This window comes from Variovorax sp. CF079 (genome assembly GCF_900101545.1).
Lineage (GTDB): Bacteria > Pseudomonadota > Gammaproteobacteria > Burkholderiales > Burkholderiaceae_C > Variovorax.
On sequence record NZ_FMZU01000020.1, the window covers coordinates 143,686 to 154,356 of the forward strand.

The 10,671-nt window shown below is 68.2% G+C and carries 13 protein-coding genes and 1 pseudogene; 4 read left to right on the forward strand and 10 right to left on the reverse strand.

All coding sequences use genetic code 11. The features are described 5' to 3' along the window. Window positions 1–9: 9 nt before the first annotated feature. Window positions 10–960, reverse strand: a complete 951-nt coding sequence (locus tag BLS74_RS25195) for a hydroxymethylglutaryl-CoA lyase (RefSeq protein ID WP_093109886.1) — start codon at window positions 958–960, stop codon at window positions 10–12. Between the two features lie 118 nt (window positions 961–1,078). Here BLS74_RS25195 and BLS74_RS25200 point away from each other — a divergent pair, with 118 nt between their 5' ends. After that, entirely contained in the window at window positions 1,079–2,002 is a 924-nt protein-coding gene (locus BLS74_RS25200; protein WP_093109887.1) for a LysR family transcriptional regulator, read from the forward strand. Here the strand turns inward: BLS74_RS25200 and BLS74_RS25205 are convergent. Further along, window positions 1,986–2,915, reverse strand: a complete 930-nt coding sequence (locus tag BLS74_RS25205) for a LysR family transcriptional regulator (protein WP_093109888.1) — start codon at window positions 2,913–2,915, stop codon at window positions 1,986–1,988. The two genes, BLS74_RS25200 and BLS74_RS25205, sit on opposite strands and share 17 nt — an antisense overlap. Window positions 2,916–3,015: 100 nt before the next feature. Here BLS74_RS25205 and BLS74_RS25210 point away from each other — a divergent pair, with 100 nt between their 5' ends. Genes BLS74_RS25210 through BLS74_RS25220 form a run of 3 tightly spaced genes read left to right on the forward strand, consistent with a single transcriptional unit; the run spans window position 3,016 to window position 5,278 of the window. After that, complete coding sequence (locus BLS74_RS25210) at window positions 3,016–3,906, forward strand: MBL fold metallo-hydrolase (protein WP_093109889.1); 891 nt, start codon at window positions 3,016–3,018, stop codon at window positions 3,904–3,906. Window positions 3,907–3,961: 55 nt separating this feature from the next. After that, entirely contained in the window at window positions 3,962–4,618 is a 657-nt protein-coding gene (locus BLS74_RS25215; protein WP_093109890.1) for a DsbA family protein, read from the forward strand. 42 nt (window positions 4,619–4,660) lie between these two features. Next, a complete protein-coding gene (locus BLS74_RS25220) occupies window positions 4,661–5,278 on the forward strand; it encodes an NAD(P)-dependent oxidoreductase (RefSeq protein WP_093109891.1) in 618 nt (205 codons plus the stop codon). A 109-nt stretch (window positions 5,279–5,387) separates the two neighbouring features. On the opposite strand, the gene BLS74_RS25225 is transcribed toward BLS74_RS25220, so the two are convergent. The 8 genes and pseudogenes from BLS74_RS25225 to BLS74_RS35185 all read right to left on the reverse strand — a co-directional run. Further along, on the reverse strand, window positions 5,388–5,786 hold the full coding sequence (locus tag BLS74_RS25225; RefSeq protein ID WP_093109892.1) for an SRPBCC family protein: 399 nt from the start codon (window positions 5,784–5,786) through the stop codon (window positions 5,388–5,390). A gap of 137 nt (window positions 5,787–5,923) precedes the next feature. After that, window positions 5,924–6,322: a nuclear transport factor 2 family protein gene (locus BLS74_RS25230; RefSeq protein WP_093109893.1), complete on the reverse strand. Its 399-nt coding sequence runs from the start codon at window positions 6,320–6,322 to the stop codon at window positions 5,924–5,926. 26 nt (window positions 6,323–6,348) lie between these two features. After that, window positions 6,349–7,194 (reverse strand): helix-turn-helix domain-containing protein, encoded by an 846-nt coding sequence (locus BLS74_RS25235; RefSeq protein WP_093109894.1) that lies wholly within the window; start codon window positions 7,192–7,194, stop codon window positions 6,349–6,351. A gap of 29 nt (window positions 7,195–7,223) precedes the next feature. Beyond that, complete coding sequence (locus BLS74_RS25240) at window positions 7,224–7,928, reverse strand: ABC transporter ATP-binding protein (protein ID WP_093109895.1); 705 nt, start codon at window positions 7,926–7,928, stop codon at window positions 7,224–7,226. After that, window positions 7,921–8,679 carry an ABC transporter ATP-binding protein gene (locus BLS74_RS25245; RefSeq protein ID WP_093109896.1) on the reverse strand — a complete coding sequence of 253 codons (759 nt, stop codon included), beginning with the start codon at window positions 8,677–8,679 and terminating at the stop codon, window positions 7,921–7,923. The genes BLS74_RS25240 and BLS74_RS25245 overlap by 8 nt, the downstream gene beginning before the upstream one ends. Then, window positions 8,676–9,647: a branched-chain amino acid ABC transporter permease gene (locus BLS74_RS25250; RefSeq protein ID WP_093109897.1), complete on the reverse strand. Its 972-nt coding sequence runs from the start codon at window positions 9,645–9,647 to the stop codon at window positions 8,676–8,678. The genes BLS74_RS25245 and BLS74_RS25250 overlap by 4 nt, the downstream gene beginning before the upstream one ends. Further along, a complete protein-coding gene (locus BLS74_RS25255) occupies window positions 9,647–10,519 on the reverse strand; it encodes a branched-chain amino acid ABC transporter permease (protein ID WP_093109898.1) in 873 nt (290 codons plus the stop codon). The genes BLS74_RS25250 and BLS74_RS25255 overlap by 1 nt, the downstream gene beginning before the upstream one ends. Before the next feature lie 17 nt (window positions 10,520–10,536). Continuing rightward, window positions 10,537–10,671: pseudogene (locus BLS74_RS35185) on the reverse strand (ABC transporter substrate-binding protein); the annotation flags it as partial.

Sequence of the window (10,671 nt, forward strand, 5' to 3'; positions counted from 1 at the left end):
GGCTTTCGGTCAGGCGAGCGCGGTTTCGGTGGCAAAGGTCTTGGGCAGGCCGGCGCGCCAGAGCGTGCCGTGCAGCGTCTCGCCGCCGAGCCACTCGGCCACGCGCTGGCGCAGCGCGAGCAGCTCGTCGATGTCGACCCCGGTGGCGATGCCCATGCTGCCCAGCATGTAGGCCAGGTCCTCGGTCGAAACATTGCCGCTGGCGCCCGGCGCATGCGGGCAGCCGCCGATGCCGGCCAGGCAGGCATCGAAGCGCGCGACGCCGACTTCGAGCGCCGCATAGACGTTGGCCAGGCCCAGGCCGCGCGTGTCGTGGAAGTGGCCGCACCAGAAGCGATCGCCCGCGATCTTCAAGGCCTCCTCGAACAGCTCGCGCACCATGGCCGGATCGGCATAGCCGACCGTGTCGGCCAGGCTCACGCGGTCGGCCCCGGCATCGAGCAGGGCCTGCATGAGGCGCAGCACCTCGCGCTTCTCGACCAGGCCCTGGATCGTGCAGCCGAAGGCCGTGCCTACGCCGCCTTCGATCAGCGTCTTCGAGCCGGCCGCGTCGCGCGCCGCGCGGATGCGGGCCACTTCCGCCACCACTTCGTCGGGCGTCTTGCGCAGGTTGGCAAGGCTGTGGGCATGGCTGGCCGACAGCGGCACGATCATCAGGTCGGCCTGGCCGGCAATGGCGCCCTCGGCGCCGCGCAGGTTGGGCACCAGCACCGAGACGAAGAGGCCCGGCAGCGTCTTCGCGAACGCGAGCAGTTCGGCCGTGTCGGCCAGTTGCGGCAGGAGCCTCGCCGGCACGAAGGAGCCGACCTCGATCTCGCGCTGGCCGGCGGCATGCGCCGCGCGGATCCATTCGCGCTTGTGCTCGGTGGGAAGGATGGTCGCGATGCTCTGCAGGCCGTCGCGCAGGCCGACTTCGCGAATGACGGCGGCGCGCGGCAGCCGCGGGTTGGGCATTGGCATGAGTTCTTGTCTCCAGGCGCATCGGCAGGGGCGCCGATGTGATGCGTGGACTTTAGACATTCCGTATTGCTTGCAAAAGCGGTAATCTGGAACGCCCAACATTCCGAACTGGAACTTCATGCGCGACCTGGACCTCACCAGCCTGCGCCTCTTCGTCGCGGTCTGCGAAACCCGCAACATCGCCCGCGCCGGCGAGCAGCAGCACATCGTGGCCTCGGCGATCAGCAAGCGCCTGGCGCAGCTCGAAGACGTCGTGGGCGAGACGCTCTTCGAGCGCCGCCGCCGCGGCGTGACGCCGACCGCCGCCGGCGAGATCCTGCTGGAACACGCGCGTGCCATGCTCGCGAGCGCCGACCGGGTGGCCCGCGACATGGCCGACCATGGCCGCGGCGTGAAGGGACAGGTGCGCCTGCTGGCCAGCATGTCCTCGATCGCCGAGTTCCTGCCCGACGACATCGCGGACTTCCTGCGGACGCCGGCGCACCACGACATCCGCGTCGACATCGAAGAAGCCTTGAGCCGCGACTTGGTGCGCGCGTTGCGCGAAGGCTCGGCGCCGGTGGGCGTGTGCTGGGATGCGGCGGATCTCGAAGGGCTGCAGGCCTGGCCCTACCGGCGCGACCGGCTGGCCATCGTTGCGCATCCTTCGCACGCCATCGCGCGCCGGCGGCGCTGCAGCTTCGAAGAGACGCTGGCGTTCGATCACGTGGGCCTGCCCGCCTCCACCGCGGTCCACACCATGCTGGCGCGGGCGGCCGCGATCATCGGCCGGCCGCTCAGCTACCGCGCGGCGGTGTCGACCTTCGACGCGGCGCTGCGCTGCGTGCGCGCGAACCTCGGCATCGCCGTGGTGCCGCGCGAGGTGATCGATCCGCTCGCGGCCAGCTTCGGCCTGCGCGTGGTGCCGCTCTCCGACGCCTGGGCCGAGCGCCGCTTCGCGATCTGCTTTCGCAGCGAGGCCAACCTGTCGCCCGCCGCCAAGCTGCTGGTTGCGCATCTGCGCGGCCGCGCCGCGGCGTCTGCGCTCAACGCTTCTTCCTGAGCGTCGCGGCTGCGGCCGGCGGCCAGTAGCGCGCGTCGGCAAAGCGCGCCGCCAGAAAGTCGAGCATCGCGCGCAGCGCGGCCGGCATCTGGCGGCGTGAGCTGTAGACGCCGTAGACCCCCATCGTCTGGGGCCGCCAGTCGGGCAGGAGCGCGACCAGCCGGCCGCTTGCGATCAGCGGCGCGGCCGAGTACTCCGGCTGCATCGCGATGCCCGCGCCTTCGAGCACCGCCGTCAGCAGCACCGACGATTCGTTGGCGCTGAGATTGCCGCCCACCGGCACCGCGATCTGCCGGCCCTTGTGCTCGAGCTGCCACAGGCTCTTGCCGAAGTACGAATAGGTCAGGCAGTTGTGAAGGGCAAGCTCCTGCGGCGCGCGCGGCGTGCCGTGCTCGGCAAGGTAGGCCGGCGTCGCGCACACCACCGAGCCGCAGCTTCCCAGCGGCCGCGCGATCAGGTTGGGATCGAGGTCGTTCGTGATGCGGATCGCGAGGTCGATGCGCTCTTCCACCAGGTTGACGGTGCGGTCGCTGATGTGCAGGTCGATGGCGGTTTGCGGATGGCGGCGCAGGAAGTCCGCCACGGCCGCGGCCAGCACGTCCTGCGCGATCGACTGGGCGCAGGTCAGGCGCAGCAGGCCTTGCGGCACATCGGCCTGCGCATCCACGGCAACCTGCATCTGCTCGGCGACCTCGAGCATCTGCCGGCAACGCGACAGGGTCTGCTCGCCTGCGGAAGTGAGGCTGATCCGCCGCGTCGTGCGATGCAGAAGGCGCGCGCCAGCCCATGTTTCCATGTGCGCGAGGTAGCGCGTGACCATGGCGCGCGACATGTCGAGCGCCTCGGCCGTGGCCGTCATGCTGGCGCGCTCGGCGACGTTCACAAACACTTTGGCGGCGGTGATGCGGTCCATGATTTGATCGATTCAAGCAACAAATATTTGCATCGTATGCGGTTTTTTGATCGGATTGAGAAACATAAGATTCCGTCCATTCCCACCCATCAGGCGCCACATGATTCGCAGAACCCTCCTCGCCGCAGGCATGGCCTCGCTCGCAGCCGTTCACACCCTGCCGGCCTCGGCCGCCGAAGCTGCATTGCAGCTCGAGGTCTACAACCCGGGCGACAAGGCCATCTTCCCGGTGTCCTCGGAAATCGTGAGCGGCCGCAACGAGGCCGTGCTGATCGACGCGCAGTTCCAGCGCAACGACGCCGAAGCCCTGGTGCAGAAGATCAAGGCCACGGGCAAGAAGCTCCGCACCGTCTACATCAGCCACAGCGACCCCGACTTCTACTTCGGCCTGGACGTGATCAAGGCCGCCTTTCCCGACGCGAAGATCGTGGCCACGCCGCAAACGGTGGCGGCGATCAAGGCCTCGATGGACGGCAAGCTCGCGTACTGGACGCCGATCCTCAAGGACAACGCGCCCAAGGCGCTGGTGCTGCCCGAGCCGCTGGAAGGCGACACCATCCTGCTCGAAGGCCGCAAGCTCGAAGTGAAGGGCCTCCAGGGCCCGAGCCCGGCGCGCAGCTATGTCTGGATTCCTTCGCAGAAGACCGTGGCCGGCGGCGTGCCCGTGTTCCACAACACCCATGTGTGGGTGGCCGACACGCAGACGCCGGCCGCGCGCCAGGCCTGGCGCAAGACGCTCGACAGCATTGCAGCGCTCAAGCCCGTGACCGTGGTGCCGGGCCACTACCTGGGCGATGCGCCGAAGGGGCTGCAGGCCGTGAAGTTCACCGCCGGCTACCTGGAGACCTTCGAGCGCGAAGCCGCGAAGGCCAAGGATTCGGCAGAGCTCATCGCCGCCATGAAGAAGCACTACCCCGGCCTGGGTCAGCAGTCGTCGCTCGAGCTGAGCGCCAAGGTCATCAAGGGCGAGATGAAGTGGCCGGCGCAATGAGCCGCCGGGCCGTTCCCAAGGCGAATACCGTAGCGCGCAGCGCGGAGGTTGTTCAATGAGCGACAGCCCCATCCTGCACTACCTGTTCGACCCGCTGTGCGGCTGGTGCTACGCGGCCGCGCCGCTGGTCCAGGCGGCACGCACGGTGCCGGGCCTCGCGATCGCGCTGCACGGCGGCGGCATGATGACCGGCGCCAACCGCCGGCCGATCACGCCCCAGTGGCGCGACTACGTGATGCCGCACGACCGGCGCATCGCGCAACTCACGGGCCAGCCCTTCGGCGAGGCCTACTTCGAAGGCCTGCTGCGCGACACCACGGCGGTGATGGATTCCGAACCGCCGACCACAGCCATCCTCGCGGCCGAAGCGCTCGGCGGCCGCGGGCTCGATCTGCTCCAGCGCCTGCAGCGTGCCCACTACGTCGAGGGGCGCCGCATCGCCGACACGGCGGTGCTGCATGAACTCGCGATCGACATCGGGCTCGACGGCGACGCGTTTGCGGCCCTGTTCGCACAACAGGCGAGCGAAGGCACCCGGCAACACATCGCCGACAGCCGTGCGCTGCTGGCACGCGTCGCCGGCGGCGGCTTTCCGACCTTCGCGTTGGCGCGCGGCGACGGCCGCCTCGAACGCATCGACGCCAGCGCGTGGCTGGGCCGGCCCGAGGCCTGGCGAGAGCAGCTGGCGCAGATGACGCAGCAAGCAGCCTGAGCCCTCGACTTTTTCCGTTTTCGTTCAACCAGGAGTCATTTCATGAGCAACATCGCCATCCTCGGCATCACGGGCCGCGCCGGCTCGCGCATCGCTACCGAACTGCTGCAACGCGACCACACCGTCACCGGCATCGCGCGCAACACCGCGAAGGCCGAAGCCAAAGCGGGCCTCAGCCTCCAGCAGGCCGACGCCACGCAGCTCGACGCGCTGGTGCCGCTGCTGCGCGGCCACGACGCCGTGATCAGCTCAACCCACTTTGCGGGCGGCATCGATGCAGCAAGCGCCATCGCTGCCGCGAAGAAGGCCGGCGTGCCGCGCCTGCTGGTGGTCGGCGGCGCCGGCAGCCTCGAAGTAGCGCCCGGCAAGGCGCTGGTGGACACGCCCGAATTTCCCGCCATCTACAAGACGGAAGCGCTGGCGGGCCGTGCGTTTCTCGAGGCACTGCGCGCCGAAAAGGAGCTGGACTGGACCTTCATCTCGCCCTCCGCGTTCTTCGAGCCCGGCGAGCGCACCGGCAGCTACCGCCTCGGCGTCAACCAGTTGCTGGCCGACGCCAACGGCAAGAGCTGGATCTCGATGGAGGACTACGCGATCGCGATGGCCGACGAGATCGAAAATCCGGAGCATCCGCATCAGCGGTTCACCGTGGGGTATTGACTAACCCCCAGGCTTGCTCGCTTCGCGTAGCCGCCAACCCCCTTCCAGGGGGCGCCGCCTGCGGCCCGGCGAAGCCGGCTCCGCGGCGGCTCCCGATGGGAGCGCGCCGCTAAGCCTCCAGCGTCATCTTCATGACGCGCATGCCCTCGTCGATCATCGCGCCGATCGCGCCTGCCGCCTCGTGCGGCAGCAGATCGGCGATCCAGACCATCCGGCTGCGCTGGTCGCCCTCGGCGAACACCTGCATCGATGCGTTGTAGTGCGTGAGCTGGCCGCCGGTCGCCGACCACGCCAGCCGGCGCGCGGCATCGTCGAGATCGACGATCGCCTCCCGCACCACCAGGCCGTTGCCGAAGGTGACGATGCGGGCCTCGCCCTTGCTCTCGAGCCGGCAGTCGGTCACGAAGCCCGGCACCAGGCGGTGGTGAATTTCGCCGATGTCGCGCACGACTTCCCAGATCTGCTCGGCGCTCGCCGCGACCTGTATTTCGCGTCGAATGGATGCCATGGACGTTCTCCTTTCAGTTGCATGCGAAGGATGTCTCATTCCAGAAACACCGCGGAACCGGCTCCGCCGGGCCGCTGGTGTTGCCCCCGGTGAGGGGGTTGGCGGCCACACGAAGTGGGCAAGCCTGGGGGTGAGCCTCACCTCAGCAGTTGATCGACCAGGCGCTGGTCTTCGTCGTAGATCCAGCACTCGGCGAGCCGGCCGTCGCGCACGCTGTATCGCAGCAGCCGCTCCAGCACATGCGTCGCGCCATCGCGCTCGAACTGCTCGACCGCGACGATCACCCCGAAGTGCTCGCCCGCGAGCACGTCGCGGATGGACACAAGCCGCCGGTTCGTCTTCTCCTGCACCTGCTTGAGCAAGGCCAGGCAGGCCGCCTTGCCCTGGTGAACGCCAGCCAGCGGCCCGCCGCCGAAATAGTGGAAGACCACCTCGTCGTGGTAGCAGTCGAATATGGTCTTCAGATCGTTGGCCGCCCAGGCGTCTGCGTAGCGCCTGACAACCTCGCGCACCGCGCTTTCGGATGACGAGCTCATGAATCCTCCAGACGGATGAACCGATCCTAGGCGTGCAGGGCCAGGCGTTCTTGGAAAATCTTGCGGTCGCCGCGCGCCGCCTGCCTGAAGCGCCGCGGCGACACGCCGGCCGCGCGATGAAAGCTGCGCACGAAGTTCGAGAGATCGCTGAAGCCGACGTCGAGCGCCACCTCCGTGACCGGCCGCGCGCCCGTTGCCAGAAGTTGCGCGGCATGCCGAAGGCGCGTGCGCACCAGGTACTGGTGCGGCGTGACGCCGAGCACGCGCGAGAACAGGCGCAGGAAATGGAAGGAACTGAGGCCGACCTGCTGCGCTGCCTGGTCGAGATCGATCGCTTCGTGCGAGCGGGCCTCCAGCCAGAGCGCCGCCTCGACCGCCCGGCGCCGATCGAGGGCAGTCACCTGAATCGCGCCGGGCTCGCGTTCACCGGCGAGTGCGACGAAGCGCGCGGTGAACAGCAGCGCGACCTCGTCGAGCCCGAGGTCGTTGCCGCCCTCGATCGCCGCCTGCGCCAGCTCTCCCAGCACCATCAGTTCAGGCAGCGGCGGCAGGCCGATGGTGCGCCAGATGCCGCGGCGTGAACCGATCTCGTCCATCAATTCCGGCGACAGATGAAAGGACAGGCACTCGTCGCCGCGCTGGTGGTGCTCGTGGGTGCAGACGTACTCGTCGCCCGAGCGGCCGACCAGCACCGAGCCGGCGACCATGTCGAACAAGCGGCCGCCGCAGCGGTAACCGAAGCTGCCCTTGCGCACGTACGAGACCGAGTTGTTGCAATGCAGTTCGGCAAACACCAGGTCGGATGGACCCGCGTCGCAGCGGTAGTCGATGACCGAGATCGAACCTTGGTGAAGCGCCTTCGTCGTGACCATGATCGAGCCAGTGTAGGCCCGATCATTGTTCAGCGCGCGACGCCCAGCAGCCGCTCCAGCACCTCGGGCTGCGTTCGCAGCGTGGCCGCGCGATCGGCATGCACCACCGTGCCGTGGTCGAGCACCACCGCCTCGTCGGAGATCGCGAGGATGGCCTGCGGATGCTGCTCGACGATGATCGCCGCTAGCCCTTCGTCCTGCGTGATGCGGCGGATCGCGCGCAGCAGCTCTTCGACGATGATCGGCGCCAGGCCTTCCAGGGGCTCATCGAGCAGCAACAGCCGCGGGTTGACCACCAGCGCGCGCCCCACCGCCAGCATCTGCTGTTCGCCGCCCGACAGCTGCGTGCCGAGATTGCTCTTGCGCTCGGCCAGGCGCGGGAACATCTCGTAGACGCGTTGCGGGTTCCACTTGCCTGGTCGCTCGACTGCGCTCAGGTTCTCGTGCACCGTGAGCGACTTGAAGATATTGCGCTCCTGCGGCACCCAGCCAATGCCGGCCGCCGCGCGCTGGTGTGGCGAGAGCTTGTGCAGCGCCACGCCGCCGAGCGCGATGCTGCCGCCATGCTGGCGTGTCGCACCGGCCAGCGTATTGATCAGCGTGGTCTTGCCGGTGCCGTTGCGGCCCAGGAGCGCCAGGGTCTGGCCTTCGCCGAGGGTGAGTGTGATGTCGTGCAGGACCACGGCTTCGCCGTAGCCGGCACTGAGCTTCTCGATGCGCAGCAGCTCAGACATGGACAGCCCCCTGACCCAGATAGACCTCCTTGACCTTCGGATCGTTCGCGATCGTGTCGGGGTCGCCCTCGGTGAGCAAGGCTCCGTTGACCAGCACCGTCATGCGGTCGGCAAAACTGAACACCAGGTCCATGTCATGCTCGATCAGCAGCACCGACACGTCGGCCGGCAAGGCCGCCACGGTCTGCAGCAGCTCCTCGCGCTCGCCGGCCGGCACGCCGGCCACCGGCTCGTCGAGCAACAGCACGCGCGGTTCGCAGGCCAGCGCGATCGCGATCTCGAGCAGGCGGCGCTTGCCGTAGGCCAGCTGCCGCGTCTGCTGCTGCGCAACGTCACCCAGATGAAACTGCTCCAGCAGTTGCGCAGCCCGCTCCGACACCCTGGACGAAGAGCCCAGCGGCCGCCACCACTGCGCGGCCAGCCCGGCCTGCTGCGAGATCACGAGCGCCAGCGTTTCCAGCGGCGTCATCGAGTCGAAGAGCTGGTTGATCTGGAAGGTGCGCACCATGCCGCGCGCCACGCGGCGGTGCGGCGCCAGGCGCGTGATGTCCTCGTCTTCCAGCACGATGCGGCCGGCCGTGGGCGTGAGCACGCCCGTCAAGAGGTTGATCAGCGTGGTCTTGCCGGCGCCGTTGGGGCCAATCAGCGCGTGGCGCGCGCCGCGCTTCAGGTTCAGCGTCACGTTGTCGGTGGCCGTGATGCCGCCGAAGCGCATCACGAGGCCGGTGGCCGAGAGAACGATGTCGTTCATGGCTTGGCACTCCGGCGCGCGCCGAACCAGGTCCAGGGCTTCAACAAGCGGTCGCGTCCTACCAGCACCAGCAGCACCAGGATCAGCCCGATCCAGAACATCCAGTACTGCGGCGTCACCGCCGAGAGCCAGTTCTGCAGCAGCTTGAACACGATCGCACCCGTCACGCCGCCGTAGAGCCAGCCGACGCCGCCGATCACCAGCATCAGCAGCACGTCGGCCGAGCGGTCGAAGGCCAGCACGTCGAGCGAGGCGAAGCCGGTGGTCTGCGCGAGCAGTGCACCCGCGGCGCCGGCGACCGCGGCGGCCACGGTGTAGATCACCGCGATGCGCGAGATGACCGGAACGCCGATCGCCATCGCGCGCAGGCGGTTGTCGCGAATGGCCTTCAGCGTGGCACCGAAGGGCGAATGCACGATCCGCCGCATCAGCAGGAACAAGACCCCCATTACGGCCAGCGAGTACCAGGCCGCCGTGCGGCCGTAGAGATCGAACTCGAACAGTCCCAGCACCGGCCCCATCACCACGCCCTGCAGGCCGTCGGCGCCGCCGGTCAGCCAGTCGAGCTTGTTCGCAAGCTCGAGCAGCAGCAGCGCGGTGCCGAGCGTGACCATGAGCCGCGTGAGATCGCTGCCGCGCAGGATCGTGATGCTCGCCAGCGCGCCCAGCGCGGCGCAGAGCAGCACCGCAACGACCAGGCCCACCGTCGGATCGGGCATCACGAGCTTGGCGAACAGCGCGGCCGTGTAGGCGCCGAAGCCGAAGAAGGCCGCATGCCCCAGCGACACGATGCCGGTGTAGCCCAGGATCAGGTCGAGCGACATCGCGAACAACGCGACGATCGCGATCTCGTTGATCAGCAGCGCGTGCGACGGAAAAATACCCGGCAGCACGAAGGCCACGGCCCAGACCGCGAACTCCCACGGCCGCCAGCGCGCCTTCTGCACGAGCGACTTCTGGAAATCCATCACTTCCCTCCCCTCCGGGTGAACAGGCCCTGCGGCCGCCACATCAGGATCAGGATCATCAGCAGGTAGACCGTGAAGGCGCCCATCTTCGGAATGAAATACTTGCCCGCCACGTCGGCAATGCCAAGCAGCAGCGCGGCCAGCAAGGGCCCGGTGATCGACGAGGTGCCGCCGACCGAGACCACGATCAGGAAATAGATCATGTACTTCAGCGGGAAGGTCGGGTCCATGCCGAGAATCTCGGCGCCGAGCGCGCCGCCCAGGCCCGCGAGCCCCGAGCCGACCGCGAAGGTCAAGAGGAACACCACGTTGACGTTGATGCCGAGCCCGGCCGCCACGCGCGGATCGTCCACCGCCGCGCGCAGCCGGCTGCCGAAGCGCGTCTTCGACAGGATCAGCTGCAGCACCACGGTGAGCACCGCGCACACGGCGATGATGAAGAGCCGGTAGTGCCCCATGCCCAGCAGCCACGGATCGGCCCCGATCTCGGTGCGGCCGCGCAGCCATTCGGGCAGGTGGATGTTCTGCTGCGAGGAGCCGACGAAGTAGTCGATGGCGGCCACCGCCATGAAGGCCAGGCCGATCGAGAACAGCACCTGGTCCAGGTGCGGCTTGCCGTACATCGGCCGGTAGAGCGTGCGCTCCAGCAGCGCGCCCGCCAGACCGACGACGATGAAGGCAAGCGGCAGGCAGGCCAGGAAGGGCAGGCCCAGCTTCTGCATCGCGAACACCGTGAGATAGCCGCCGGCCATCGCGAAGGCGCCGTGCGCGAGGTTGATGAAGTTCATCAGGCCCAGCGTCACGGCCAGGCCGACCGCGAGCACGAACAGCAGCATGCCGTAGGCGATGCCGTCGAAGAGGATGGTGAGCATGCGGCTGTCCGGGCGCCTTACTTTGCTTTGCCTGGATCCTTGACTGCCTTGATCACATCGAACTCCACGTTGTAGAGCTGTCCGTCCTTCTTCTCGACCTTGCGCAGATACACGTCCTGCACGATGTCGCGCGTCTGCGCATCGATCAGCAC